This is a genomic window from Methylobacterium sp. Gmos1, from assembly GCF_053764715.1.
In genome coordinates, this window is the sequence record NZ_JBSNCC010000001.1 from 272392 (window position 1) to 297343 (window position 24952).

Consider the following 24952-nt stretch of genomic DNA (forward strand, 5'->3'; position numbering starts at 1 on the left):
GGTGTTCCGTGCTCGCTCGCCCCTCGATCGCCCCTACCTCCCCTCCCCGGCCCGCTCGGTCCGCACCCATTCCGTCTGCCGCCGCACCGCGAACCGGCGCAGGATTCCGGCCTTGCCCGCGACGAGGCGCGGCAGGGCCGCGACGTCCTGCCAGCGCAGGATCCCGCCGCCCCAGCGCCGGGCGGCGAGGACGAAGGCGAGGACGAGGAGGGCGAGGCTTGCCGCCGAGATCAGCAGCGGCCCGGCGCCGCCTCCGACTGTCCACCAGACGAGGCCGAGGCCGGTAAGCCCGGTTTCGGCGAGCGCCAGGGTCACGAGCGGCAGCACGCACAGGTCGAGGGCCATGGCGGCGAGCCGGGCGTCGCCCCGGTGCAGGGCGGCGCGGAGAAGCGCGCCGGCATAGGGCAGGATCAGCGACAGGTGGCCGTGCTCCCAGCGCGTCTGCTGCGCCCGCCGCGCCGCCGCGCCGGCGGGCAGCGCGCTCGTCACCTCGGCCTCCGGGCAGAAGCGCGGCGGATGGCCGGCGAGCGCCAGGTCGAGGCCGAGCTTCAGGTCCTCGGCGAGGTGCCCGTTCGCCAGCCCGACCGTGCCGAGCAGCCGCGTCGGCACGGCAAAGCCGGTGCCGGAGATGCCGCAGGGCCAGCCGAGGCGGCTGCCGCCGAGCGGCCGGCCGATCTGCTTGACCACCGTCGCCACGGTCGCGAGGCGCAAGGCGGAGGAGGCCTGCGGCGGGGGCGCGAGGCGGTACGCCGCCTGGACCGGCCCGTCGAGGGCGGCGCTCAGGCGCGCGATCCGGTCGAGGGCGTCGGGCGCCAGCGCGCAATCCGCATCGACCACCACCAGGGTCTCGGGCAGGCCGGTGCGGGCGAGGTGGCGGGTGCCGCAATCGAGGGCGTAGCCCTTGCCGCGCCGCTCGGGGTCGTGGCGCTCCACCACCTCGGCGCCGGCATCCCGGGCGATGGCAGCGGTGGCGTCGCGGCAATTGTCGGCCACCACCAGCAGGCGGTCGCCGGGGCGCAGGCCGGGGCGCAGGGTCGCCACCGTGGCGGTGATCTGCCCGGCCTCGTCATGGGCGGGCACCAGCACCGCCAGGGACGGCCGGCGCGCCGGCGGTGGTGCCGGGCGTAGGGCCGGCAGCGAGGCCACGACCTGCGCGGCGAAGACCAGGACCGGCACCGCTCCGGCGAGCGCGAGGGCGCAGAGGACGAGATCGAAGAGAGGCATCGGCGCAAAGGATCCTCGCCCGGCCGCGCGGGTGCGCAGCCGGGACGCGACGGGGGAAGGGTCAGTAGGCGGCCTGCGAGCGGAGGATCTCGCGCACGGTCATCGCGAGGATGACCAGGTCGAGAAGCAGCGACCAATGCTCGATATAGGCGAGGTCGAGATCGACCCGGCGCTGCATCGCGGCGGCGGTCGGCGTCTCGCCGCGGCAGCCGCGCACCTGCGCCCAGCCGGTGATGCCCGGGCGCACCGCGTGGCGCTCGGCGTAGCGGGCGACCGTGCCGGTGAACTGCGCGTCGTGCGCCACCGCGTGCGGCCGCGGCCCGACCAGGGACATCGAGCCGAGGAGCACGTTCACGAGCTGGGGCAGCTCGTCGAGGCTGGTGCGGCGCAGCACGCGCCCGACGCGGGTCACCCGCGGATCGTCGCGCCGGGCCTGGCGGATCACGGCGCCGTTCTCGCAGCAGGTCATGGTGCGGAACTTCCACACCTGGAACGGCCGGTTGCCGAGACCGATGCGGCTCTGGCGAAACAGCACCGGCCCGCGCGAATCGCACTTGATCAGCACCGCGACGACGACGAGGAGCGGCAGCAGCAGGACGAGGCCGAGGCCGGCGCCCACCACGTCGAGGACGCGCTTGGCGAGGAGGCCCGCGCCGGGCCGGATGGCCGGCGCCGGACGGACCCGCGCGACGGCCGGCGTGCTGGTGGCGTCGACCGCCGGCGAGAGAGCCAAGGCTCCCGTCGTCACGCCTGCCGGTACCAAGGCTCCCGGCGCCAGCAGCCCCGGGGCGAGCAGGAGCGCGAGGCCGCCGGCCGGCACCGCACTCCCGAGCCCGCTTCCTGCGAGCCCGTTACTGCCAAGTTCATCTCCACCGCCCACGCGGGATTGCGGTCGTGCTCCACGAGCCATGCGCCGTCTCCACCGTTAACGAGCGGTTAACGATAGGCAGAGGCGCGATACTCAGGTCAATTTCACCACAATATCACGCGGATAAACGTTGCTTCATCTTTGATTACCTCGTTCTGGTGGGAGCCTTACCTCCTAGGAAGCGCAGGTGAACACGCGGCGACGAGACAAGGCGCGGGGGGTGGAGCAGCTGCTACCGCTTATTGGGAGGCTGCGCTGCGCGGCCGGACCGACGAGGGTTCCCAGCCGTCACCGCACTGGGACGAGAAGGCCTGATCCGCATGCGAGCCGCACACCGTCTTCCCGCCTGCCTCCGGCGCGGGCTCCTCCTCGGCGCGATGGTCCTGCCGGCGGGGCTCGCCGGCGCGGCGAACGGCCCGCGTCCCGCGCTCCCCGCCCCGCCGCCGGCCCCCGCCCCGGCGGCGGCGAGCTCTCCTGCGGGGAGCCTCGCGGGCTACGCCCTCGGGCCCCTCGACCGGATCCGGCTGCGGGTGTTCGAGTGGCGGGCGAGCCGCGACGAGATCTTCGCCTGGACGGCGCTCAACGACGAGTTCACCATCGGGGCCGACGGCACGCTGTCGCTGCCGATCGTCGGCGACATCCCGGTCGCCGGCCTGCCGACCCGGGAGGTCGGGCGGCTGGTGGCGCGGCGCCTGCGCGAGCGGATGGATCTCGCCGACCCGCCCGACACCGCGGTCGAGATCGCCGTCTACCGGCCGTTCTACATCAACGGCGCCGTCGACAAGCCCGGGGAATACGCCTTCCGCCCGGGGCTCACGGTCGGCAAGGCGGTGGCGCTCGCCGGCGGACCGCCGCGGGTCACCGATAGCGGGCTCCTGCGCCTGGAGCGCGACGCGATCAACGCGCGCGGCGACCTCGCCACCCTGCACAAGGACCGCGACCAGCTCACCCTGCGGCTCGCCCGCCTCGCCGCCGAGCGCGACGACAAGCCGAGATTCGAGCCGCCGAAGGAACTGGCCGGTCGCCCGGATCCCGGCCTTGTCGCGCTCGTCGAGCGCGAGACCGCGATCTTCGAGGCCCGCCGCAAGGCGCTGGCGACCCAGGTCGACGCCATCGAGGACCTCAAGCGCTTCCTGCGCCAGCAGATCGACGCGCTGAACGGCCAGCTCGCCACCATCGACACCCAGATCAAGCTGATCGCCACCGAGATCCGCAGCAACGAGCAGCTCGCCGAGCGCGGGCTCGCCACGCAGCAGCGCACCATCGCGTCCGGTCGCGCGATGGCGCAGATGGAGAGCGAGAAGCTGCGCACCACCACCGACCTGCTGCGCGCCCGCGAATCGATCTCGCGCGCCGACCTGTCGATCCTCGACCTGCGCAGCCGGCGCGCCACCGAGGTCACCGCCGAGGCGCGCGACACCCAGCGCCAGCTCGAGCAGCTGAAGCCCCGGATGGAGGTGGCCGAGCGGCTGATCCTCGAGGCCGAGGTCTCCGCCCCACGCTTCCTCGCCGACCGCGTCCAGGCCCGGCGGGCAAAGCCCACCTACCGCGTCAGCCGCCAGGGCGGCGCGGGCGTGCAGGAGATCGTGGCCGAGGACGCCACGACGCTGATGCCGGGGGATTCGGTGACCGTCGAGCTGCCCAACATCGACCTGCCGGCGGTGTCCTGGCCGGCGCCGCGGACGGGGGCGATGACGTCGTTGAACTGAACGCCGCTCGCTCAGCCGCGCCCGCGCCACCACGCGACGACCCGCGCCCACTTCGCCTCCAGCCAGCGGGCCGCGCGCTCCAGCCCAGGTTTCATCCCCGGCAGGTCCTCGCTGAGGAGGGCGAGGCCGAGCGGCAGCATCCACAGGCCGAAGACCGGCAGGATCGCCAGGAAGCCGCCCACGATCAACGCCAAGGCGGCCGGGATGCGGACCCAGCGCCGGGACGGGGCGCGCAGCCAGGCGATCGCGTCGCCCACTCGCCGGGGCAGGAGGTCGAGCAGCCGGGCGATCCGGTCGTCCCATGCCTGGGCGAGCGGGTTCGGGGAGCCTGGCGGGTTCGGCACCGCGGCGGGGACGCGCGGTCGCGTGGAATCGTCGGTAATCATGGTGAGAAACAAAGCGGCAAAGCGGCCGTACGGTTCCTTGGAGCCTGGTTCCGCACCTGCGAGGCCGCGCCGCATTGCCGAGCCCGCGGCCGCGACCTACCTCCAGGCCCCATGGAGACAACCGGCGAAGCAGGGTGCGGCGCCACCCCGGCGGCGGGCACCTTGCAGGTCCGCGTCGTCCAGCGCATCTCCGAGATCGCCGCGGCGGACTGGGACCGCTGCGCCCTCTCGGCCGAATCGCTCGCGGGGGCGGCCGAGAGCCACAACCCCTTCGTCACCCACGCCTTCCTGTCCTCCCTGGAGGAGGCCGGATGCGTCGGCGGCCGCACCGGCTGGATGCCGCTGCACGTCGCCGCCGAGCGGGACGGCCAGGTGATCGGCTACGCCCCCTGCTACCTGAAATCCCACTCGCAGGGCGAGTACGTGTTCGATCACGGCTGGGCCGACGCCTTCGAGCGCGCCGGCGGCCGCTACTACCCGAAGCTCCAGGTCAGCGTGCCGTTCACGCCCGTCACCGGCCCGCGCTTCCTGATCGCCCCGGGCGAAGACCCGGGCGAGGCCACCGCCGCCCTCGTGGCGGGCCTGCGGGCCCTGCGCCGGCAGGTCGAGGCCTCGTCGATCCACGCGACCTTCCTGCCCGAGGCGCAAGCCGAGCGGGCCGGCGAGCTCGGCTTCCTGCGCCGGGTCGACCAGCAGTTCCACTGGGACAATGCCGGCTATTCCAGCTTCGACGACTTCCTAGCGGCGCTCGCCTCGCGCAAGCGCAAGGCGATCAAGCGCGAGCGGCGCGACGCGCTGGCGGCCGGGCTCACCATCGAGTGGGTCACCGGCTCGGACCTGACCGAAGCCCACTGGGACGCCTTCTACCGGTTCTACATGGATACCGGCTCGCGCAAGTGGGGCCGGCCCTACCTCAACCGCCGCTTCTTCTCGCTCATCGGCGAGCGCATGCCCGAGCGCATCCTGCTGGTAATGGCCCGGCGCGAGGGCCAGTACGTGGCGGGCGCCATCAACCTGATCGGCGACCGCGCCCTCTACGGCCGCAACTGGGGCTGCATCGAGGACCATCCCTTCCTGCATTTCGAGGTCTGCTACTACCAGGCGATCGACTTCGCGATCGCCCGCGGCCTCGCCCGGGTCGAGGCCGGGGCGCAAGGGGAGCACAAGCTCGCCCGCGGCTACCGCCCGGTCATCACCCACTCCGTCCACGACATCGCCGATTCCGGACTGCGTGCGGCCATCGCCGACTACCTCGCCCGCGAGGCGCGCCACGTCGAGGCGGCGGCGGACGCCCTCGACGAGGCGACGCCGTTCCGCAAGGGCGACGACTGACGCCCCTTTCCGGGTTGTCACACCTTGCGCGAGTCATGCATCCGCGTGCCTGGACTTCGGTCTGCCGGCGCCGGAGGATGCGCGCCGTCCGGCCCCTTGTCCGGGTCGAAGTCCGGAGCGTTTTCGCCGCATGTCCCCGATCGACCGCATCTCCGCCGACCTCGAGGCGCTCACCGCCATCCGGCGCGACTTCCACGCCCATCCGGAACTCGGCTTCGAGGAGGTGCGCACCTCCGGCATCGTGGCCGAGAAGCTCGCCTCCTGGGGGATCGAGGTTCATCGCGAGGTCGGCCGCACCGGCGTCGTCGGGATCCTGAAGGGCCGCGGCACCAGCGAGCGGCGCATCGGCCTGCGCGCCGACATGGACGCCCTGCCGATCGAGGAGGCGACGAACCTCCCCTACCGCTCGACCGTGCCGGGCAAGATGCACGCCTGCGGACATGACGGCCACACCACGATGCTGTTGGGGGCCGCCAAGTACCTCGCCGAGACCCGCGACTTCGACGGCACCGCGGTGTTCATCTTCCAGCCCGCGGAAGAGGGCCTGGGCGGCGCTCGCGCCATGCTGGCCGACGGGCTCTTCTCGCGCTTCCCCTGCGACGAGGTCTACGGCCTGCACAACAACCCGAGCGGGCGGACCGGCGAGCTGTCGGTGCGCCCCGGCCCCGCCATGGCGGCGGCCGACTTCTTCGACATCCGCATCGTCGGGCGCGGCGCGCACGGGGCGCAGCCGAACCGCGGCATCGACCCGGTGGTGGTCCAGGCCGCCCTGGTCCAGGCGCTCCAGACCATCGTCAGCCGCAACGCCGACCCGCTGCAATCGGCGGTCCTGTCGATCACCCAGGTCCATGCGGGAGCGGCCTACAACGTGATCCCCGAGGAGGCCCACCTCGCCGGCACGGTCCGCACCTTCGACGACGGCGTCCGCGCGCTCGTCGCCAAGCGCATGCGCGAGATCTCGGCCGGCATCGCCGCGACCTTCGGGGCCGAGATCACGGTCGACATCCGCGACATCTTCTCGGTGCTGCGCAACAGCGAGGTGCAGACCCGCGCCGCCGCCGAGATCGCCACCGAGCTGTTCGGCGCCGCCAAGGTCGACACGACGCCCGAGCCCAAGATGGGCAGCGAGGACTTCGCCGACATGCTGCACGCGGTGCCGGGCGCCTATGCCTGGCTCGGCGGCAAGGCAGGCGCCAACCTGCACAACGCCGCCTTCGACTTCGACGACGCGATCATCCCCCTCGGGGCGGCGTACTTCGCGCGGCTGGTCGAGCGGCGCTCGGCGGCCGCCGCCGGCTGAGGCCGGTTCCGGGCGGGCGATCGTTCGGATAAGCTCCTGGCGACGCCATCCCCTTGCGTCATCCCGGGTTCCGCCGTCGCGGCCCCGGGCTGGCCCCGCAGGGCGGCCGCGACGGTGATCGAGCCGTCGCGATCCCCGACAGGACACCGTGCGATGACTGAAACCGCCTACGACCCCCAGAACATCTTCGGCAAGATCCTGCGGGGCGAGGTGCCCTGCCACAAGGTCTACGAGGACGCGCACGTCATCGCCTTCATGGACGTGATGCCCCAGGCCGACGGCCACACCCTGGTGGTGCCGAAGGTGCCGAGCCGCAACCTCCTCGACGCGGACCCGGTGACGCTGGGCCACCTCTACGCGGCCGTGCAGCGCGTGGCGCGGGCGGCGAAGGCGGCCTTCGCGGCCGACGGCGTCGCGGTCTACCAGTACAACGAGGCGGCGGCTGGCCAGACCGTGTTCCATCTCCACGTCCACGTCCTGCCCCGCCACGAGGGCGTGGCGCCGCGCCGGCACGTCGAGGGCATGGCGGATCCGGCCCTGCTGGCGCAGCATGCAGAGAAGATCCGGGCGGCGTTGGCGGAGTAGATCGGGTCCCTCGAAGTAGAAGCAGTTAAGTGAAAGGCGCGCCCCTCTCCTGTTCGGGAGAGGGGCGCGCCTTATTTCGAGAACGATGTTTGTCCATCGTGCGAAAAAAGAAAAGCCGCCCTCTCGGGCGGCTCTCCAGCATTCTCGACGTCTGTGTCGCTCAGATCAGCGCGAGTAGAACTCGATGACCAGGTTCGGCTCCATCTGCACCGGGTACGGGACCTCGGACAGGGTCGGCACGCGGGTCATGCGGGCGGTCATCTTGCCGTGGTCGACCTCGATGTAGTCGGGCACGTCGCGCTCGGCGAGCTGGCTCGCCACGACGACGATCTCGAGCTGCTTGGACGACTCCTTGATCTCGATCACGTCGTCCGGCTTGACGAGGTAGCTCGGGATGTTGACGCGCACGCCGTTCACCCGGATGTGGCCGTGGTTCACGAACTGGCGGGCGGCGAACGGGGTCGCCACGAACTTCGAGCGGTAGACCACCGCGTCGAGGCGGCGCTCGAGCAGGCCGACCAGGTTCTCGCCCGAGTCGCCGCGCAGGCGGATCGCCTCGGCGTAGTAGCGGCGGAACTGCTTCTCGGTGATGTTGCCGTAGTAGCCCTTGAGCTTCTGCTTGGCGCGCAGCTGCGTGCCGAAGTCGGACATCTTGCCCTTGCGGCGCTGGCCGTGCTGACCCGGGCCGTACTCGCGGCGGTTCACGGGGCTCTTCGGGCGGCCCCAGATGTTCTGGCCCATGCGGCGATCGAGCTTGTGCTTCGCCTGAACGCGTTTCGACATCGCGTGTCCTCTAGAACTGTTTTCATCACGTATGAGAGGAACGCGCCCTCCTCCCCCCGAATCCGGGGCGACAGAGCGGCCGTGACGAGCCGCTCGCGGGTGCGCAAAATGTTGACGGGGCCCCGAACCGGAGCCCCGCGAACCGGGCGCTCTTAGGCGACAAAGCGTGTGGGGTCAAGGCTCAAGGGGTCGGCCGGAACCGTGCCTCGGCCTCTGCGTCCCGGCTCCCCAGGATCGAGACGTGATCGCCTGGCACCGCGACGAAGTCGGCATTTGCCGCGCGAGCGAGCCGAGCGCCGTACTTCGCCGGGATCACCGGATCGGATTCACCGTGCACGATCAGGACCGGGACGGAAAGCGTGCCGACGATCCGGTCGGAGTGCCAGGTGTCGGACAGCAGGCCCGCCGGCAGGAGGCGGAAATGGTGGCGCGCCATCGCGGTCATCGAGTCGAACGGCGCCTCGAGATAGACGCCGCGCACGCCCCCCGCCCCGGCGCGGGCCGCCACCGCGACCGCCACCGCCGCGCCGAGGGAGTGGCCGTGCAGCAGGACCGGGGCGCCCGGTGCCCGGCGGCGCGCCTCGGCGAGGGCCGCGAGCCCGTCGGCGATCAGCCCGGCCTCGCTCGGCCGCCCGGTGGAGCCCGGATAGCCGCGATAGGCCGGCGCCATCACGCCCCAGCCATGGGCCCGCCACGGCCCGGCGGCGAAGCGCTCGGCGTGCCATTCGGGAAGCGAGGCGTTGCCGTGGAAGGTGACCACCACCCCGGCGCCCGGATCGGGCGCGAGCCAGAGCGCGCGCAGGCGCTCGCCGTCCGGCGTCGCGATCGGGATCGTCTCGACGCCTGCCGGCAGGCGCGCGCCGGTCGCCGGCACCGGGCCGCCCTGCCCGGGATAGATCAGGCTGCGCTGGAACCACCAGAACGCCGCGATCACCGCGCCGTAGAGAACGAGCAGCAGGCCGGCCGCGATCAGCGCGGCCCGCATCAGGGTCAAGGGACCGGCCTTACTGGAGAACGAGCGGCATCGCCTGGAGCGCCACCTCGGCGATGCCGCGGTCGCCGAGCGCCGCGCGCAAGGCCGGCGTAAGCCGGTCGCCGGAGGTGAAGGAGGCGAGAACCGGGCCCGGCACGTCGTCGCTCGATAAGCTGTGACCTGGACCGCGGGCGGGACCGCCGATCAGCTGGGTCATGCGCCGGGCGATCGCCGGGGCGGGGTCGATCCAGGTCACCGGCCAGGGCGCGATCGCCTGGTAGCGGGCGAGCAGCAGGGGGTAGTGGGTGCAGGCGAGCACCACCACGTCGGTGCGCCCCGCCTCGCCCTCGACGAAGCACGGCCCGATCTCGGTCCAGAGGTCGGCGTCCGAGACCGGCAGCCCGGAGAGCGCCGCCTCGGCGAGCGCCGCGAGGCCCGTCGCCCCGACGAGCGTCACCCGGCAGCCGGCGGCGTAGGTGGCGATCAGCTCGCGGGTGTAGTCGCGCCGCACGGTGCCGGGCGTCGCGAGCACGCTGATGTGGCCCGATCGGGTCGCGGCCGCCGCCGGCTTGATCGGCGGCACGGTGCCGACGAACGGGATGTCGAAGCGCTGGCGCAGCGCCGGCAGCACCAGGGTCGAGGCGGTGTTGCAGGCCACCACCACGAGGTCGGGGGCGTGGGCCGCGATCAGCCGCTCCATGACGGCGACGACGCGGGCCACCAGCACCGGCTCGGCAAGCCCGCCATACGGGAAGGCGGCGTCGTCGGCGGCGTAGACCACCCGTGCGTCGGGCCGGGCGCGCCGCACCTCGGCGAGCACCGTGAGGCCGCCGAGGCCGGAATCGAACACCAGGACCACCGGCGCGCGGGTGATCGGCGCCAGGGGCGCCGCGGCAGTGCCGGCCATCAGATCGAACCGCATGAGAGGCTTTGACCGAGAGGGATGGAGAGTTGCCGGCGAGAGTCCGGCGGGCTCGTTAACGCCTGGTCAAAGCGGCGGCAAAATGGCCCCGCTTCCCCCGCGATGCACCGCTGTGCCGGCCCCCAAGCTGCGCGGTAACGCCGCGCCGGAGAAACGAGTTCCCCGGACCCGCGTTGAGCGTGGACAATCAGTCTACGCATAAGGGACGATCCGATGGCAGCGACCGCGACCGCGCAGGTCACAGACACGCGCCCCGCGTTTCCCCCGCCCCCCGTCGGTGCCCGCCCGGTCGACCGGGGGGCCTGGATCGCGGCCTTCCGCTACGTCCGCGACGAGACCGAGCGCCGCGCCGCCCCGCTCTCCCCGGAGGACCAGCAGGTCCAGTCGATGCCGGATGCGAGCCCGACCAAGTGGCACCGCGCCCACACGACCTGGTTCTTCGAGCAGTTCCTGCTCACCGCGATGGTGCCGGGCTACACGGTCTTCGACGAGCGCTTCTTCTACCTGTTCAACTCCTACTACGTGCAGGCGGGTCCGCGCGCGCCGCGAATCAGCCGCGGCCTCGTCACCCGGCCGACCTGCGACGAGGTCGCGGCCTACCGCGCCCACGTCGATGCCGCCGTTGCCGACCTGATCGGGAGCGCCCCGGAGCGGCGGCTGCCGGAGATCGTCGGCATCGTCGAGATCGGCCTGCACCACGAGCAGCAGCACCAGGAGCTGATGCTCACCGACATCCTGCACGCCTTCGCGCAGAACCCGCTCCTGCCTCCTTACGACGAGGGTTGGCGCTGGCCCGCCCTGTCGCAGCGCTCGGGGCAGGTCGCCCTCGAGGGCGGCGTGACGCAGATGGGACATAAAGGCGAGGGCTTCCACTTCGACAACGAGGAGCCGCGCCACGACGTGCTCCTGCGGCCGGTCACCCTGGAGCGCGCCCTCGTCACCAACGGCGAATGGCTCGAATTCATGCAGGACGGCGGCTACGCCAAGCCGGAGCTGTGGCTCTCGGACGGGTTCGTGGCGGCGCAGAACGAGGGCTGGGAGGCGCCGGGATACTGGCGCCAGGCCGACGGGGTGTGGTCGAGCATGACGCTCGCCGGATTGAAGCCCGTCGATCCGGCCCTGCCGGTGACACATGTGAGCTACTACGAGGCCGACGCCTTCGCCCGCTGGGCCGGGCGCGACCTGCCGACCGAGGCCGAGTGGGAGGCGGCGGCCGGTTCGCTCGACGCGGCCTTCGGCCATGTCTGGCAATGGACCCGCAGCGCCTATTCCGCCTATCCGGGCTACCGCCCGCTGCCCGGCGCGCTCGGCGAGTACAACGGCAAGTTCATGGTCAGCCAGTTCGTGCTGCGTGGTTCCTCGGTGGTCACACCCCAGGGCCATAGCCGGCCGACCTACCGGAACTTCTTCTATCCCCACCAGCGCTGGCAGTTCACGGGCCTGCGTCTATCTCACTACAGCGCGTGAGGCGCGGCCGGACGTGCCTCGACACGGGCGCCCCGGGGCGCCCGCCCGACTTCGGAGATTGCTGCCCGTGAACGCTCCCGTTCCCCACCTCGCGCCCGCCGCTCCCGTCGAGGGCATCGACCGCGGCTTCCTCCAGGACGTGCTCGCGGGCCTGCGCGCCCCGCGCAAGACGCTCTCCGCCAAGTACTTCTACGACCGGCGCGGCTCGGAACTGTTCGAGGCGATCACCCGGTTGCCCGAATACTATCCCACCCGCACCGAGCTCGCGATCCTCGACCGCTACGGTCCCGAGATCGGCGCCGGCCTGCCACCCGGCTCAGGCCTCGTCGAGTTCGGCAGCGGCTCCACCGCCAAGGTGCGCCGCCTGCTGCCGCACCTGCCCGACCTCGCCGCCTACGTGCCGGTCGACGTCTCGGAGGAGTTCCTGCGCAGCGAGGCGGACGAGCTCGGCCGCGACTTCCCGCGCCTGCGGGTCGAGCCGGTGGCGGCGGACTTCACCAGGCCTTTCCCGCTGCCCAACGACCTCAAGGACGCGCCGAAGGCCGGCTTCTTCCCCGGCTCGACGATCGGCAATTTCGAGCCCGAGCTGGCCGCGGGCCTTCTCGGCAGCTTCGCCCGCACGCTCGGACCCGGCGCCACGCTCATCGTCGGCATCGACCTCGTGAAGGACAAGGCGGTGCTCGACGCGGCCTACGACGATGCGGCCGGGGTGACGGCGGCGTTCAACCTCAACCTGCTCGCCCGGATCAACCGCGAGCTCGGCGCCGATTTCGACCTCGACGCCTTCGCCCACCAGGCCTTCTTCGACGAGAACCTCGGGCGGATCGAGATGCATCTCGTCAGCCGGCGCAGCCAGCTCGTCACGGTGGCGGGCGTGCCGTTCCATTTCGGCTCCGGCGAGACCATCCACACCGAGAACAGCTACAAGTACACGGTGCCGGGCTTCCGGGCGCTCGCCCGCGGCGCCGGCTGGGAGCACAGGAACGTCTGGGTCGATCCCGACGGCCTGTTCTCGGTCCACGCGCTCACCGCCAGCACCATCCGCCGGCACTGAGCCGGCGATGGGCGGGTCCCGCGACCTCGATCGCGCGCCGGGCGCCGCCATCGACGCCTTCCTGGAGACGGCGCGGCAGGTCGCCGCGCCGGCCGCGGATGCGCCGCGGCTGATCTTCGCCCTCGACGCCACGATGAGCCGGCAGCCGACCTGGGACCTCGCCTGCGGGGTCCAGGCCGGGATGTTCGAGGCGACGGCCCGGCTCGGCGGGCTCTCGGTGCAGCTCGTCTACTTCCGCGGCTTCGACGAGTGCCGGGCCTCGCGCTTCGTCGCCGACGCCCGGGCGCTGACCGGCCTGATGCGGGGCGTGACCTGCCAGGGCGGGCAGACCCAGATCGGCCGGGTCCTGCGCCACGCCCGCAACGCCGCCTCGCGCGGGCCGGTCAAGGCGCTGGTGCTGGTCGGCGACGCGATCGAGGAGGACATCGACGACCTCTGCGGCGTCGCCGGCGAGCTCGGCCTGCTCGGCCTGCCGGCCTTCTGCTTCCACGAGGGGCCGGACCCGGACGTCGCCGCGGGCTTTTCCGAGATCGCCCGGCTGAGCGGGGGCGCCTCGGCGCGCTTCGACCTCGCGGCGCCCGAGGTGCTGGCCGCGCTGCTGCGCGCCGCGGCGCTCTACGCCACGCGGGGACTCGACGGATTGCGTCTCGCCGCGCATGAGGATGCGGCGGCGCGCCGGCTCCTCGCCGGCATGAGAGGCGGGTAGAGACGAGTTCCCCCGCGTGACCCGAGGGTGATGGAAGACGGATGATCGCCCTCGGCCTCGGTGTCCTGGTCCTCGTCGGCCTGTGGTGGCTCGGCCGCCACTACTCCACGGCGAACCCCGCCACGATCGCGCGGGTGATCCGCCAGGCCGGCGGCTGGCTGGCGCTGGCGGCGGCAGCCCTCCTGTTCCTGCGCGGGCGCTTCGACATGGCCGGCGTGCTCGGCCTCGGCGGCGCCTGGCTGCTCGGCTGGCGCCAGGGCTCTCCCCTGCCGTTCGGGCTCGGCAAGGTCGGCGGCTTCGGCAAGTTCGGGCTCGGCCGGGCCGCGCCGCGGGCGGACGTCTCGCGGGTGCGCTCGGCCCTGCTCGAGATGGAGCTCGACCACGCCACCGGGGCGATGCGCGGCACGGTGCTGGCCGGTCCGCTCGCCGGTCAGGCCCTCGACGGGTTGGGTCAGCCGCGCCTCGTCGCGCTGCTCGCCGAGTGCCGCAGCGGCGATCCCGACGGCGCCCGCCTGCTAGAGGCTTATCTGGACCGCCGGTTTGCCGGATGGCGCGTAGACGCTCAAGGAGACCACGACCCGCGGCCGGGCGGCGCGGCGCAGCCAGGGCCGATGACGGAGGAGGAGGCCTATCAGATCCTGGGGCTTCAGCGCGGGGCGCCCCTCGAGGAGGTGCGCCGGGCGCACCGCACCCTGATGAAGCGGCTTCACCCGGACCAGGGCGGGTCCGACTACCTGGCGGCCCGCGTCAACGCGGCCAAGGACTTTCTGCTCAACCGACATCGCTGATACTCCACGCGCGTGTCGACGAAGCCGCGGCAGGAACGGGCCGCGGCGGGGATATGGTTCTGACTGTGACGGATCCGGCGCGGGATCCCCTCTCCCGTCTGGGAGGGGGTAGTGGTGAGGGTGACACGCTTCGGAGCGAGGCGCCGAGCGTGGTGCTGGCAGCGTGACGGTTTCAGATCGATCCGGAGCCGTCGGCACCCTCACCCCTGTCTCCTCTCCCACTCGGGAGAGGGGGACCCGCGACTTTGCGTTCTGCGCGGGACCCTGCCTTTACGGGGCGGGAAAGCCCCTCAGCTCCGGGTCGCGAAGCAGGTGAAGCCGTTGCGCTTCAGCGCCCGGCAGGCGTCCTGCGCGGCCTCGGCCTCGGAGAAGCCGGAGAAGCGGGCGCGGAAGAGCGTGGTGCCGCCATGGGTCACCCGCTCGGTGAACGGAGCGGCCTTGCCCAGCGCCGAGCCGCCGCGCTGGCGCGCATCGGCGAGCATCGACTTCGCCTTGCTCTCGTCGTCCATGGCGCCGAGCTGGATCACCCAGGGCGTCACGGTGACGGGCTTTGCTGCGGGCGCCGCGGCCTCGCGCGGGGCCGGGGCGCGGGCCTCGCCGGGCTCGGTGGCCGGCAGGCGCGAGGCGTACTTGCCGTTCGCCGCCGGGAAGGCGGCGGTCGGGGCGGGCGCGTAGGCCTGGGCGCTCGCCGGCACCGCGCCGGGGGCGCCGGCGCGCCACTTCGGCGAGGATTGCGGCGTGGCGCCGCCGCGGGGGGCGATGTCGAGGGGCTGGCCGGTGGAATTCGTGGTCTCGACCGCGTCGTCCTCGTCGGCGGAGGCGACCAGCGTGCGGGTCGCGACCGGGCGCTCGGCGACGACGGCCGGGCGCGGCCGCTCGGCGACCTCGACCACCGGGGCCGCGGTGCGGGCGCCCGCATAGGCCACCGGCAGGTTGGCCTGGACGAGCTTGGCCATGATGTTGTCGCGGCTCGCCACCGACTTGCCGCCGAGCACCACCGCCACGATGTGGCGGCCGTCGGTGCGGGCCGAGGTCATCAGGTTGAAGCCCGAATCGCGGGTGTAGCCGGTCTTGATGCCGTCGACGCCCTCGACCCGGCCGAGCAGGTGGTTGTGGTTGCCGATCACCCGGCCCTTGAAGGCGAAGGAGCGGGTCTGGAAGTAGCGGTAGTATTTCGGGAACCGGTCCTGGATCGCCCGCGCCAGGATCGTCAGGTCGCGCGCCGTGGTGATCTGGTCGGAATCCGGCAGGCCCGAGGCGTTGGCGTAGTGGGTGCGGCTCATGCCGAGCGAATGCGCCTTGCGGGTCATCATCTCGGCGAAGGCGGGCTCAGAGCCGGCGATGTTCTCGCCGATGGCGCAGGCGATGTCGTTGGCCGACTTCGTCACCAGCGCCTTGATCGCCTCCTCGACCGTCACGGTCGAGCCCGGGCGCACGCCGAGCTTCGAGGGCGGCATCCGGGCGGCGTTGGCCGAGACCGTCAGCGGCGTGTCGAGGTCCATCTTGCCGCGCTCGAGCTGCTCGAACAGCAGGTAGAGCGTCATCACCTTGGTGATCGAGGCCGGGTGGCGCAGGGCGTCCTCGTTGACCGCGTGCATCACGCGGCCGGTCTTGGCGTCCACCACCATCGCGGCGTAGGGCGGGTTGTAGCCGCCCCCGCCGCCGTGATGGGCGCGCCGGCGCGCCTCGGCAGGCGAGGCGGTGAGCGCCGTCAGCACCGCCGCGGCGGCGAGCACGGCCGGCAGCGCGGGTCCAGATTGGCCGTGAACGCAACGCATCACGTTACTACCCCGTTCGACGAAAGGGGGCGGCCGCGACCTGGGCGGCGCCCTCAAGACCGATGGCGCCTCCCCGGAAACGGCGTGGCGCAGCGGCATCACTGTCAATCAGGCTAGGGAGGTGCGGTTACGCCCCGGTTAACCGGGCGCAAATTCCGATGCTCGAATTCGTGCATTGTGCGGTGCACAATCGACCCTTGACGAATTTTGTGCGCTGCACATATTGCCGCTCAGCGGGGCGCGACGCGCGGGTGCCCTGCCGATGCCCCGCACGCCGCGCGAGGAGGGGCGCCCCCGAGGCGCCGCCACACCATGAACCAGCAGAACATCAACCAGCAGGCCGAGGCGGCCCAGAAGTTCGGCAAGGACGGCATGGACGCGATGCTGCGCAGCTTCGGCACCCTGTCGAAGGCCAGCCAGGCCATCGCCGTCGAGGCGACCGACTTCGCCAAGCAGTCCTTCGAGCACGGCACCGCCACCCTCGAGAAGCTCGCCGGCGTGCGCTCGCTCGACAAGGCGCTCGAGATCCAGACCGAGTACATGAAGACCTCGTACGAGCGTCTCGTGGCTCAGAGCCAGAAGATGACCGAGCTCTACCAGAACCTCGCCAAGGAGATGGTGAAGCCGTTCGAGGGCTTCGCCGCCAAGGCCCAGGAGCAGGCGTTCAAGGCCCAGGACCGCGCCGTCGGCATGGCCAAGGACGGCCTCAACAAGGTCGAGCACGAGGCCAACAAGGCCTACGACGAGTCGAAGAACGCCGCCTGAAGGAACGCCGCGTAAGGACGCGGCGCGAACAGAGCGATCGGCGGGCGGCCCTCCGGCCGCCCCTCCCCCTCCGCGACCGGCACGGGATCCCGTGCCGGTCGCGCGCGTTTCGGGGCTTCGATTCGGGGTCCTGTTTCAGGGGCCTCCGGCGGCCTGCACGACAAGAGCGCGCAGCCGACTGGCGAAGCGCCGACTCGGCCTATAGATTAGGCTCGGCACCGGCAGCCGACGTGATAGGCTGCCGTCCCGCACCACCACCCGGGGCCCCTCGAGGGAGCCCGGCGCGGATCGGCGCGGTCGCCAGAGCGAGGTCGGTACGATTCAGATGGCTCAGGTCCCGAGGCAGGGAGAACCCTCCACAAGGCCGGTCGCGGCCAATCCCCGCGCACCCGGCAACGGCGACGGGCGATCGGGGACCGCCGTGATCACGCGGACGAAGCCGCGCACCAAGCGGCCGAACCTCTACCGCGTGCTGCTGCTCAACGACGACTACACGCCGATGGAATTCGTCGTCCACGTGGTCGAGCGCTTCTTCAACAAGTCGCGCGAGGACGCGACCCGCATCATGCTGCACGTCCACCAGAACGGCGTCGGCGAGTGCGGCATCTTCACCTACGAGGTCGCCGAGACCAAGGTGACGCAGGTCATGGACTTTGCGCGGAAACACCAACATCCTCTGCAATGCGTCATGGAAAAGAAATAGGCACCAGCCGCGACGGATCACAGCCGAGACCAGCGCCCACCAAGACAGGCACCAGCAAAGAGGCCCGCTTTGCCCAGCTTCTCACGCAGCCTTGAACAAGCTCTTCACCGCGCCCTGGCGCTGGCGGGCGAGCGCCGACACGAATACGCCACGCTCGAGCACCTCCTGCTGGCCCTGGTCGACGACCAGGACGCGGCCGCGGTCATGCGGGCCTGCAACGTCGATGTCGACCTGCTCAAGCGCAACCTCGTCGAGTACATCGACACCGAGCTCGCCAACCTCACGGGCGACGGGCGGCAGGACGCCAAGCCCACGGCGGGCTTCCAGCGCGTGATCCAGCGCGCGGTGATCCACGTGCAGTCCTCCGGCCGCGAGGAGGTCACCGGCGCCAACGTGCTGGTGGCGATCTTCGCCGAGCGCGAGAGCCACGCCGCCTACTTCCTGCAAGAGCAGGACATGACCCGCTACGACGCGGTCAACTACATCAGCCACGGCATCGCCAAGCGCCCCGGCCTGTCCGAGGGCAAGCCGGTGCGCGGCGCCGACGAGGAGGGTCCGACGGAACGTCCCAGCGGGGCCGAGGACGAGCGCGGCGGCCAGAAGAAGAAGGGTGACGCGCTCGACGCCTACTGCGTCAACCTCAACAAGAAGGCCCGCGAGGGCAAGATCGACCCGCTGATCGGTCGCGAGAACGAGGTTCAGCGCACGATCCAGGTCCTCTGCCGCCGGCAGAAGAACAACCCGCTGCTCGTCGGCGATCCCGGCGTCGGCAAGACCGCGATCGCCGAGGGGCTGGCGCGCAAGATCATCCAGCACGAGGTGCCGGAGGTCCTGGCCGACGCGACCGTCTTCTCCCTCGACATGGGCACGCTGCTCGCCGGCACCCGCTACCGCGGCGACTTCGAGGAGCGCCTCAAGCAGGTGATGAAGGAGATCGAGGCGCATCCCAACGCCATCATGTTCATCGACGAGATCCACACGGTGATCGGCGCCGGTGCGACCTCGGGCGGCGCGATGGATGCCTCGAACCTCCTCAAGCCCGCGCTCGCCTCCGGCGGTCTGCGCTGCATCGGCTCGACCACCTACAAGGAATACCGCCAGTACTTCGAGAAGGACCGGGCGCTCGTTCGCCGCTTCCAGAAGATCGACGTCAACGAGCCGTCGATCCCGGACGCGATCGAGATCCTGAAGGGCCTGCGCCCGTCCTTCGAGGAGTTCCACAAGCTCAAGTACACGACCGAGGCGGTGAAGGCCGCGGTCGAGCTGTCGGCCCGCTACATCAACGACCGCAAGCTGCCGGACAAGGCGATCGACGTGATCGACGAGACCGGCGCCTCGCAGATGCTGGTGCCGGAGGGCCGTCGCAAGCGCACGATCGGCGTCAAGGAGATCGAGGCGACCATCGCCACGATGGCCCGCATCCCGCCGAAGACCGTCTCGAAGGACGACGCGGAGGTGCTGGCGCACCTCACCGACAACCTGAAGCGGGTGGTCTACGGCCAGGACGCGGCGATCGACGCGCTGACCGCCTCGATCAAGCTGGCTCGCGCCGGCCTGCGCGATCCCGACAAGCCGATCGGCGCCTATCTGTTCGCTGGCCCGACCGGCGTCGGCAAGACGGAAGCGGCCAAGCAGCTGGCCTCCAGCCTCGGCGTCGAGATGCTGCGCTTCGACATGTCGGAGTACATGGAGCGGCACACCGTCTCGCGGCTGATCGGCGCTCCTCCGGGCTATGTCGGCTTCGACCAGGGCGGCCTCTTGACCGACGGCATCGACCAGCACCCGCACTGCGTGCTGCTGCTCGACGAGATCGAGAAGGCGCATCCGGACCTGTTCAACATCCTGTTGCAGGTGATGGATCACGGCAAGCTCACCGACCACAACGGCAAGCAGGTCGATTTCCGCAACGTCATCATCATCATGACGACGAATGCGGGCGCGGCCGACCTCGCCAAGGCGGCGTTCGGCTTCACGCAGAACAAGCGCACCGGCGACGACCAGGAGGCGATCAACCGCCTGTTCGCCCCGGAATTCCGCAACCGCCTCGATGCGACCGTGTCCTTCGGCCACCTGCCGAAGGAGGTGGTGGCCAAGGTCGTCGACAAGTTCGTGCTCCAGCTCGAGGCGCAGCTCGCCGACCGCAACGTCACGATCGAGCTGTCCGACGAGGCGCGGGACTGGCTGGTCGAGAACGGCTACGACGAGGCCATGGGCGCCCGCCCGATGGCCCGCCTGATCCAGTCGACCATCAAGACCCCGCTCGCCGACGAGGTGCTGTTCGGCAAGCTCAAGGACGGCGGCGCCGTCCGGGTGATCGTCAAGCGGCCCGACGGCGAGAAGCCGAGCCTCGGCTTCGTCTTCCCGGCCGGCCCGGTGACGCCGCGGCCCGAGAAGGACGTGACGATCGCCGCCAAGAAGGCGGCGAAGAACGCCGCCAAGAAGCAGAAGCGCCCCCGCGCCGCCCCGAAGAAGCCGAAGGACGGCGGCTCGGGCGGCGGCGAGGGCGGGGTCCGCACGGTGCCGAAGGTGCCGCTGGTCCGGGCCTGACCGGAACGGGATCGGGGTACCCCCCTCGATCCCGGACCGCCTCCCGTGTATGAGGCTCCACGAGACGCGCATCCCGGCGGGGCCTCCTCGCCGGGATGCGCTATTTGAGGCCCGGGCCGTCCTCCCGGGCCCTCGTGACGGACGGCGCGAGGGCTTCAAGGCCCCGCGCCCAGGAAGCGTGAGACGATCTCCATGAGCGGTGATCTGAACGAGGGTCCCCTCGCCCCGGCCGCGACGGTGACCCCGCCCTCCCCGAAGCTGACGGGACGCGAGAAGCGCCGCCAGCGTCGCCGCCGCCGCAAGATCGGCGAGGAGATCCTGGGCTGGATCCTGGTCCCGGTGATCCTGTTCGCCTGCTACTGGTCGATCAACGCGGGCTTCGCGTTCTTCGGCACCACGCCGAGCGCGGTGTTCGACCAGCTGAAGCAGGTGAAGACCCAGCTGGAGAAGCGGGAGGCGCGGTAGACTTCGGGGCCTACGGCCAGTCGAGGCAGGGCTTCCGCAAGCTTCCGTACCGCCGGCCGATCCGGGGCCGTGCGGCTCGTTTCTACCCGGTCCGCGACCGCAGGATGAGGTCGTGGGCGGACGAGATCTGTCGACCGGTCAGACAGGATCTACGGTCAAAACTCAATCAGCTTGACCCTGCGGGGGTCTGCTCCCGGCTCTCCTCGGACGTTGCCGTCGATGATGCGCCACGAATACAGTGTCAGAAATGGATCCAGTGTCAGGGATTGTGAGCTCTCACTACCCACACCGACGCTGTGAGGCTGACATTCGCGGGATCACCCAGCTTCGCCAATGCCGCCCTCAGTCGTGGTTCAACTTCCGCTCGTCGGGCTGGCTGCTCGCGAATGATTTTCCCGAGTGGGCCAACCTTCAGCAACACCTCGGTCATCGCGTCGAGGTCGCCGCTCGACACCGGCTCGCTGTGCGCGCGAACTTGAATTTCCTGGAATCCTGCTTGTCCGAGGACATCGTCGATGACGCGCGGATCGGCGAAGCTGAAGGGAGCATCGTCATTGACACCCGGCATGCCTGCGGCGGCCAGTGGCATGGAGTCAAGCTCGTTCCTGTCCAGGGCCTGCCAGCAGACGAAAGCAAGCCTCCCGCCTGGCCTGAGCATCCTGCGGAAATTAGTGAAGGCTGCGACGGGATTCGGGAAACCCATCACGCCGAAACGCGAATAGATCGCGTCCACACTCCCGGACGGCAGGTCGAACATTTGGGCATCGGCCTCGATCAATCTGACGTTCGGGAGTCCCTGAGTGCGCTGTGCGGCTATGGCGAGGAGTGGTTCAGCCACATCGACGCCGATGACCTGGCCGCTGGGTCCCACGATCTCGGCGAGTTGGCCCAGGGTCTGGCCGGCGCCGCAGCCGATGTCGAGCACCGTGGCGCCCGGTGAAGGCGCGAGGGCCGTCATGGCCTTCAATCCCAGCGGCGAAAGCTGCCGGTCGATGAGGGGATAGGCTTCGGCCCACGCTCGCGCGTGGAGCGCGCGCGATAGCGGACCGGCAGGCGTGCTCGGATCAGGCATGAAAGCCAGCGTAGCGAGATGACAGCGGAACGTCTGCAACCCACCCGGGGCAGTCCTTCGCCCACGGCGCCCCTTCGCACGGTCAAGTTGCCTGGTTCAGGCCGTGGGACTGGCAAGATGCCCGACTCGCGGACATCTCGCTCCTTGCGGCCGTCTCGGCCGCTCAGGCCAACCCCGCCAGCACCGCCTCCCGCAACCCCTGCGGCAGCGCCACCAGCTCGCCGTGGATCGGCTCCCGCCGGTTGTAGACCGGGACGCCGCCGTCGAGGCCCAGCACGGCGCCGCCGGCCTCGCGCAGGATCAGGTCGGCCCCGGCGAGGTCCCAGTCGCGGGCATCCGACGAGACCAGCCCGACATCGACCAGGCCTTCGGCGACCCGCACCAGGCGGAGCGCCAGCGAGGGGATGCGGGGCAGCCGCACCAGCGCCCCCGGCGTGCCGGAGAGCCCGCTCTGGCGCTCGAGCCGGTCGGCCATGGGCTTCGGGCCGGTGACCCGGGCGCCCGCCAGGGCCTCCTGGGCGGAGACCCGGATCGGCACGCCGTCCTTCGTCGCCCCCTGCCCCGCCACCGCCTCGTAGAGGGTCGCGGTGACCGGCTGCGCGACGTGGCCGAGCACCGGCTCGCCGCGGGCCAGCAGCGCCACGGCGATCGACCAGTCCGGATCGCCCGACAGGAAGGCGCGGGTGCCGTCGATCGGGTCGACGATCCAGACGAGGTCGTGGGCGAGGCGGACGGGATCGTCGCGGGTTTCCTCGGAGAGCCAGGCGGCGCCGGGGATCAGCTCGCTCAGGCGCACCTTCAGGAAGGTGTCCACCGTCACGTCGGCCTCGGTCACCGGCGAGCCGCCGGCCTTGTTCCAGACCCGGGCGCTGGTGCGCTCGCCCTGCCGGAAATACGGCAGCGCCAGCAGGGCCGCCTCGCGGATGATCGCCCGAACCTGGGGCAGAAGCGGACGCACGTCGTCGGGGAAAGGCATGGTGGCGGCCGCCGAAGGTTCGAGAAGAGGCGCCCGGCGGACCCGCGGCGGGCACGGGCGAGCACGGAGCAAGATCGATTCCGTTGTAGGCCCCGCCACCCGGCCCCACAAGGACGCCGCGGCCGCGATGCGGCGGCGGCGATGCCGCATTGTCTTAGCGAAGCGTTTCGCGCCCGGTGGAGGCCATGTACTGGCGGTGAACGATAAATGAATCGGGCCGGGACAAGGATCCGTTGAGCATTCGGCGCATCTGCCTCGCCACAACCATCGCTTAACGCTGCCTTTTAAGGCGTTCTGGGCCGGGGGCGGTCCATAGTCGTGACAACAGCGGACGACACGACAGAGGTCGCCGCCTCACGCGAACAGGGCGTCGAGCAGATCCATGGTCACCCGATTTCCTTCCTCGAACCGCAAGTCCTCGAGCAGCATGGCCGCCCGCCGCGACCTCGGCTTGCCCGTCATCCACCGCGGCCCGGTTCAGGCCGAGCCGTCGGCGCTGCCGATCGTCGGCCGCCTGCACGGCGCCAGCGCCGCCGGCAGCGTCGCGCTCTGCCTCGACGGCGACGCCAGCGACGCCGCCGGGGAGGACCGCTTCACCGTGACGGTGCTCGACCGCAGCGGCGACCCGGTGATGCGGCTCGGCACCTACGGCGACGACGAGGTGGTGGCGGTGTGGCGCCGGATCGGTGCCGAATCGGGCCTGCCGCTGGTGGTGATCCAGGAGGACGGCGCGGTCTCCCCGATGGGCGAGCAGATCGGCCGGGTGAAGCTCGGCGCGGTGCGCATCCGCCGCCGGCACGGCCTGCTCGCCCACCGCCGCCCGCGCTTCCTCACCCGCCGCAAGACCGGCTCCCTGCCGCTGCGTCCGCTCGTCTACCGCGACGAGGCGCTGATGACCGAGGGCGAGTGCGTCTGACGGCTACATCAACCGGCTACATCAAGCCTTGCCAGAGCGCGTCGAGGGCCAGCCCGCAGAACAGGATCAGCCCCGCATCGCGATTGCTGCGAAACAGCCGCAGCGCCTCCGCGCCGTCGCGGGGATCGAGCCGCCCGACCTGCCAGGCGAGGTGGCCGGCAAACAGCGCGAGACCGGCAAGCCCGATCGGGCCGGCCCCGGCTCCGGACAGGGCGAGACCGATGAACAGGACGCAGGCCAGGAAGCAGCCCGCCACCGCGAGCCGCACCCGCGTGCCGAAGAAGCGGGCCGAGGACTTGATGCCGGCGATCTCGTCGTCCTCGATGTCCTGCACCGCGTAGATCGTGTCGTAGCCGATCACCCAGGCGATGGCGCCGGCATAGAGCCAGTAGGCCGGGGCGTCGAGGCGGCCGAGCAGGGCGACCCAGCCCATCAGCGCCCCCCACGCGAAGGCGAGGCCGAGCACCAGTTGCGGCACCGGCATCACCCGCTTCATGAACGGGTAGATCGCGACGGGCGCGAGCGAGGCGATGCCGACGAGGATTGCCGTCGCGTTGAACTGCAGCAGCACCGCGAGGCCGACGAGGGCCTGCGCGACCAGGAAGATCACGGCGTGGCGCACGCGCACGCGGCCCGAGGGCAGCGGCCGCAGGCGGGTGCGCTCGACGCGGGCGTCGAGGTCGCGGTCGGCGATGTCGTTGTAGGTCGAGCCCGCCCCGCGCATCGCGACCGCGCCGACGAGGAACAGGGCGAGGTGCCACAGGCTCGGGCCGGGCCGGCCCGCCGCGATCGCCGCGATCGCCGCCGACCACCAGCACGGCAGGAGCAGCAGCCACCAGCCGATCGGCCGCTCGATGCGCGCGAGGCGCAGGTAGGGGCGGACCGCCTCGGGGGCGTGCCGGTCGACCCAGTGCCCGGTGACCGCGTCGGCGACCGGACGATCGGGGGCAGAGTTCATGCGCGGGGGCAAGGGACCGGAAACGTGACCGGCGCCCAGCTCACAGCGCGCCCTGCGGCACCCGGAAGCTGCCGGTCAGGCCGGGGCCACCGAGGAGGCCGCCGCCGCCCTGCTGCTGTTGCTGCGCCTGCATGGCGCGGGCCTTCTTCTCCATCGCCGCCTGCTGCACCGCCGCCTGGCAGACCTTGGTGCGCAGGGACGAGACCCGGCCGTGATCGGCCTTGAAGCCCTCGACGAAGGAATCCGGGATCGAGCACCAGTCCTTGTTGGCGGTGATCCACTTCAGGCCCTCGTTGCCGTTGGCCTGGAGTTTGGTGAACAGGCTGCAGGCGGCCGCCGCGGTGATCTTCGCCTTCTTGCCCTGGGAGGCGGCGTTGACCTTGCCGACGATGTCCTTGCGCTCGGTCAGGGTCTTCTGGATCGTCGAGCAATCCGCGCCCTGGGCCTGGGCGGCCCCGCCAAGAAGCGTCGCGCCGAGCAGGCTTCCGGCCAGCGCCGCCACGGTCACACGCATGCGAGTCATCTCCCAACCCCCCAAAGCTCCGGCCCCGAACATCCTGGCCCCGACATTTCCGGTCTGCTGCCGGTCCGGCCGCACTCTCGGCGGCGGGTCCGACATACGTAAGAATCCCTTGCCGCTCCCGGCCTCGTAGCGCTTTCTGCACAGGAATGTGG

General features: G+C 71.3%; 24 protein-coding genes. 13 read left to right on the forward strand and 11 right to left on the reverse strand.

What is annotated here, in order from left to right; translation table 11 throughout:
- Positions 1–33: 33 nt before the first annotated feature.
- Together ACS5PV_RS01230 and ACS5PV_RS01235 are read right to left on the reverse strand one after the other, a co-directional pair.
- Positions 34–1224, reverse strand: coding sequence for a glycosyltransferase family 2 protein (locus ACS5PV_RS01230; RefSeq protein ID WP_455393565.1), 1191 nt, complete (start codon positions 1222–1224; stop codon positions 34–36).
- A 61-nt stretch (positions 1225–1285) separates the two neighbouring features.
- The gene (locus tag ACS5PV_RS01235) at positions 1286–2044 is read right to left on the reverse strand and encodes an exopolysaccharide biosynthesis polyprenyl glycosylphosphotransferase (protein ID WP_455393566.1); all 759 of its coding nucleotides are present in this window, start codon (positions 2042–2044) and stop codon (positions 1286–1288) included.
- Between the two features lie 368 nt (positions 2045–2412).
- Here ACS5PV_RS01235 and ACS5PV_RS01240 point away from each other — a divergent pair, with 368 nt between their 5' ends.
- Entirely contained in the window at positions 2413–3801 is a 1389-nt protein-coding gene (locus tag ACS5PV_RS01240; protein WP_455393567.1) for a polysaccharide biosynthesis/export family protein, read from the forward strand.
- Positions 3802–3812: 11 nt separating this feature from the next.
- On the opposite strand, the gene ACS5PV_RS01245 is transcribed toward ACS5PV_RS01240, so the two are convergent.
- Positions 3813–4145 (reverse strand): hypothetical protein, encoded by a 333-nt coding sequence (locus ACS5PV_RS01245; protein WP_455393568.1) that lies wholly within the window; start codon positions 4143–4145, stop codon positions 3813–3815.
- A gap of 153 nt (positions 4146–4298) precedes the next feature.
- Here ACS5PV_RS01245 and ACS5PV_RS01250 point away from each other — a divergent pair, with 153 nt between their 5' ends.
- From ACS5PV_RS01250 to ACS5PV_RS01260, 3 genes are all read left to right on the forward strand, one after another.
- Positions 4299–5519 (forward strand): GNAT family N-acetyltransferase, encoded by a 1221-nt coding sequence (locus ACS5PV_RS01250; RefSeq protein WP_455393569.1) that lies wholly within the window; start codon positions 4299–4301, stop codon positions 5517–5519.
- Between the two features lie 130 nt (positions 5520–5649).
- Entirely contained in the window at positions 5650–6819 is a 1170-nt protein-coding gene (locus tag ACS5PV_RS01255) for a M20 aminoacylase family protein (protein ID WP_455393570.1), read from the forward strand.
- 153 nt (positions 6820–6972) lie between these two features.
- On the forward strand, positions 6973–7404 hold the full coding sequence (locus ACS5PV_RS01260; RefSeq protein ID WP_455393571.1) for an HIT family protein: 432 nt from the start codon (positions 6973–6975) through the stop codon (positions 7402–7404).
- Positions 7405–7569: 165 nt separating this feature from the next.
- On the opposite strand, the gene rpsD is transcribed toward ACS5PV_RS01260, so the two are convergent.
- The 3 genes from rpsD to murI all read right to left on the reverse strand — a co-directional run bounded on the left by rpsD (position 7570) and on the right by murI (position 10082).
- Complete coding sequence (gene rpsD / locus ACS5PV_RS01265; RefSeq protein WP_048433566.1) at positions 7570–8187, reverse strand: 30S ribosomal protein S4; 618 nt, start codon at positions 8185–8187, stop codon at positions 7570–7572.
- A 181-nt stretch (positions 8188–8368) separates the two neighbouring features.
- Complete coding sequence (locus ACS5PV_RS01270; RefSeq protein ID WP_455393881.1) at positions 8369–9172, reverse strand: alpha/beta hydrolase; 804 nt, start codon at positions 9170–9172, stop codon at positions 8369–8371.
- A 19-nt stretch (positions 9173–9191) separates the two neighbouring features.
- Positions 9192–10082: a glutamate racemase gene (gene murI, locus ACS5PV_RS01275; protein WP_455393572.1), complete on the reverse strand. Its 891-nt coding sequence runs from the start codon at positions 10080–10082 to the stop codon at positions 9192–9194.
- A gap of 213 nt (positions 10083–10295) precedes the next feature.
- Here murI and egtB point away from each other — a divergent pair, with 213 nt between their 5' ends.
- From egtB to ACS5PV_RS01295, 4 genes are all read left to right on the forward strand, one after another.
- Positions 10296–11549, forward strand: coding sequence for an ergothioneine biosynthesis protein EgtB (gene egtB, locus ACS5PV_RS01280; protein WP_455393573.1), 1254 nt, complete (start codon positions 10296–10298; stop codon positions 11547–11549).
- A 67-nt stretch (positions 11550–11616) separates the two neighbouring features.
- Positions 11617–12603, forward strand: a complete 987-nt coding sequence (gene egtD / locus ACS5PV_RS01285) for an L-histidine N(alpha)-methyltransferase (RefSeq protein WP_455393574.1) — start codon at positions 11617–11619, stop codon at positions 12601–12603.
- Between the two features lie 7 nt (positions 12604–12610).
- Positions 12611–13309: a VWA domain-containing protein gene (locus tag ACS5PV_RS01290; protein WP_455393575.1), complete on the forward strand. Its 699-nt coding sequence runs from the start codon at positions 12611–12613 to the stop codon at positions 13307–13309.
- Positions 13310–13350: 41 nt separating this feature from the next.
- Positions 13351–14097 (forward strand): DnaJ domain-containing protein, encoded by a 747-nt coding sequence (locus tag ACS5PV_RS01295; protein WP_455393576.1) that lies wholly within the window; start codon positions 13351–13353, stop codon positions 14095–14097.
- A gap of 290 nt (positions 14098–14387) precedes the next feature.
- Here ACS5PV_RS01295 and ACS5PV_RS01300 read toward each other — a convergent pair whose 3' ends face one another.
- Positions 14388–15875, reverse strand: coding sequence for an SPOR domain-containing protein (locus ACS5PV_RS01300; protein WP_455393577.1), 1488 nt, complete (start codon positions 15873–15875; stop codon positions 14388–14390).
- A 312-nt stretch (positions 15876–16187) separates the two neighbouring features.
- On the opposite strand from ACS5PV_RS01300, the gene ACS5PV_RS01305 reads away from it, so the two are divergent.
- The 4 genes from ACS5PV_RS01305 (at position 16188) to ACS5PV_RS01320 (ending at position 20355) form a co-directional block, all read left to right on the forward strand.
- On the forward strand, positions 16188–16640 hold the full coding sequence (locus tag ACS5PV_RS01305) for a phasin family protein (protein ID WP_455393578.1): 453 nt from the start codon (positions 16188–16190) through the stop codon (positions 16638–16640).
- Positions 16641–16965: 325 nt separating this feature from the next.
- Positions 16966–17343 (forward strand): ATP-dependent Clp protease adapter ClpS, encoded by a 378-nt coding sequence (gene clpS, locus ACS5PV_RS01310; RefSeq protein ID WP_048433572.1) that lies wholly within the window; start codon positions 16966–16968, stop codon positions 17341–17343.
- A gap of 69 nt (positions 17344–17412) precedes the next feature.
- Positions 17413–19890 (forward strand): ATP-dependent Clp protease ATP-binding subunit ClpA, encoded by a 2478-nt coding sequence (gene clpA / locus ACS5PV_RS01315; RefSeq protein WP_455393579.1) that lies wholly within the window; start codon positions 17413–17415, stop codon positions 19888–19890.
- 192 nt (positions 19891–20082) lie between these two features.
- Positions 20083–20355, forward strand: coding sequence for a hypothetical protein (locus ACS5PV_RS01320; protein WP_455393580.1), 273 nt, complete (start codon positions 20083–20085; stop codon positions 20353–20355).
- A 259-nt stretch (positions 20356–20614) separates the two neighbouring features.
- On the opposite strand, the gene ACS5PV_RS01325 is transcribed toward ACS5PV_RS01320, so the two are convergent.
- Positions 20615–21313: a class I SAM-dependent methyltransferase gene (locus ACS5PV_RS01325; protein ID WP_455393581.1), complete on the reverse strand. Its 699-nt coding sequence runs from the start codon at positions 21311–21313 to the stop codon at positions 20615–20617.
- Positions 21314–21590: 277 nt separating this feature from the next.
- Positions 21591–22403, reverse strand: coding sequence for an inositol monophosphatase family protein (locus ACS5PV_RS01330; RefSeq protein ID WP_455393582.1), 813 nt, complete (start codon positions 22401–22403; stop codon positions 21591–21593).
- A gap of 382 nt (positions 22404–22785) precedes the next feature.
- Here ACS5PV_RS01330 and ACS5PV_RS01335 point away from each other — a divergent pair, with 382 nt between their 5' ends.
- Positions 22786–23319: a DUF6101 family protein gene (locus ACS5PV_RS01335; protein WP_455393583.1), complete on the forward strand. Its 534-nt coding sequence runs from the start codon at positions 22786–22788 to the stop codon at positions 23317–23319.
- A gap of 16 nt (positions 23320–23335) precedes the next feature.
- Here the strand turns inward: ACS5PV_RS01335 and ubiA are convergent, their stop codons facing one another.
- Positions 23336–24277: a 4-hydroxybenzoate octaprenyltransferase gene (ubiA, locus tag ACS5PV_RS01340; protein ID WP_455393584.1), complete on the reverse strand. Its 942-nt coding sequence runs from the start codon at positions 24275–24277 to the stop codon at positions 23336–23338.
- A gap of 40 nt (positions 24278–24317) precedes the next feature.
- Positions 24318–24800, reverse strand: coding sequence for a hypothetical protein (locus ACS5PV_RS01345; RefSeq protein WP_455393585.1), 483 nt, complete (start codon positions 24798–24800; stop codon positions 24318–24320).
- Between the last annotated feature and the right edge of the window lie 152 nt (positions 24801–24952).

What these genes read in the sequence shown, in the direction of transcription:
- ACS5PV_RS01230 (WP_455393565.1), bottom strand. Translation starts at nt 1,224, where the DNA reads ATGCCTCTCTTCGATCTCGTCCTCTGCGCCCTCGCGCTCGCCGGAGCG.
- ACS5PV_RS01240 (WP_455393567.1), top strand. Translation starts at nt 2,413, where the DNA reads ATGCGAGCCGCACACCGTCTTCCCGCCTGCCTCCGGCGCGGGCTCCTC.
- ACS5PV_RS01250 (WP_455393569.1), top strand. Translation starts at nt 4,299, where the DNA reads ATGGAGACAACCGGCGAAGCAGGGTGCGGCGCCACCCCGGCGGCGGGC.
- ACS5PV_RS01255 (WP_455393570.1), top strand. Translation starts at nt 5,650, where the DNA reads ATGTCCCCGATCGACCGCATCTCCGCCGACCTCGAGGCGCTCACCGCC.
- ACS5PV_RS01260 (WP_455393571.1), top strand. Translation starts at nt 6,973, where the DNA reads ATGACTGAAACCGCCTACGACCCCCAGAACATCTTCGGCAAGATCCTG.
- rpsD (WP_048433566.1), bottom strand. Translation starts at nt 8,187, where the DNA reads ATGTCGAAACGCGTTCAGGCGAAGCACAAGCTCGATCGCCGCATGGGC.
- ACS5PV_RS01270 (WP_455393881.1), bottom strand. Translation starts at nt 9,172, where the DNA reads ATGCGGGCCGCGCTGATCGCGGCCGGCCTGCTGCTCGTTCTCTACGGC.
- murI (WP_455393572.1), bottom strand. Translation starts at nt 10,082, where the DNA reads ATGCGGTTCGATCTGATGGCCGGCACTGCCGCGGCGCCCCTGGCGCCG.
- egtB (WP_455393573.1), top strand. Translation starts at nt 10,296, where the DNA reads ATGGCAGCGACCGCGACCGCGCAGGTCACAGACACGCGCCCCGCGTTT.
- ACS5PV_RS01290 (WP_455393575.1), top strand. Translation starts at nt 12,611, where the DNA reads ATGGGCGGGTCCCGCGACCTCGATCGCGCGCCGGGCGCCGCCATCGAC.
- ACS5PV_RS01295 (WP_455393576.1), top strand. Translation starts at nt 13,351, where the DNA reads ATGATCGCCCTCGGCCTCGGTGTCCTGGTCCTCGTCGGCCTGTGGTGG.
- ACS5PV_RS01300 (WP_455393577.1), bottom strand. Translation starts at nt 15,875, where the DNA reads ATGCGTTGCGTTCACGGCCAATCTGGACCCGCGCTGCCGGCCGTGCTC.
- ACS5PV_RS01305 (WP_455393578.1), top strand. Translation starts at nt 16,188, where the DNA reads ATGAACCAGCAGAACATCAACCAGCAGGCCGAGGCGGCCCAGAAGTTC.
- clpS (WP_048433572.1), top strand. Translation starts at nt 16,966, where the DNA reads ATGGCTCAGGTCCCGAGGCAGGGAGAACCCTCCACAAGGCCGGTCGCG.
- ACS5PV_RS01320 (WP_455393580.1), top strand. Translation starts at nt 20,083, where the DNA reads ATGAGCGGTGATCTGAACGAGGGTCCCCTCGCCCCGGCCGCGACGGTG.
- ACS5PV_RS01325 (WP_455393581.1), bottom strand. Translation starts at nt 21,313, where the DNA reads ATGACGGCCCTCGCGCCTTCACCGGGCGCCACGGTGCTCGACATCGGC.
- ACS5PV_RS01330 (WP_455393582.1), bottom strand. Translation starts at nt 22,403, where the DNA reads ATGCCTTTCCCCGACGACGTGCGTCCGCTTCTGCCCCAGGTTCGGGCG.
- ACS5PV_RS01335 (WP_455393583.1), top strand. Translation starts at nt 22,786, where the DNA reads ATGGTCACCCGATTTCCTTCCTCGAACCGCAAGTCCTCGAGCAGCATG.
- ubiA (WP_455393584.1), bottom strand. Translation starts at nt 24,277, where the DNA reads ATGAACTCTGCCCCCGATCGTCCGGTCGCCGACGCGGTCACCGGGCAC.
- ACS5PV_RS01345 (WP_455393585.1), bottom strand. Translation starts at nt 24,800, where the DNA reads ATGACTCGCATGCGTGTGACCGTGGCGGCGCTGGCCGGAAGCCTGCTC.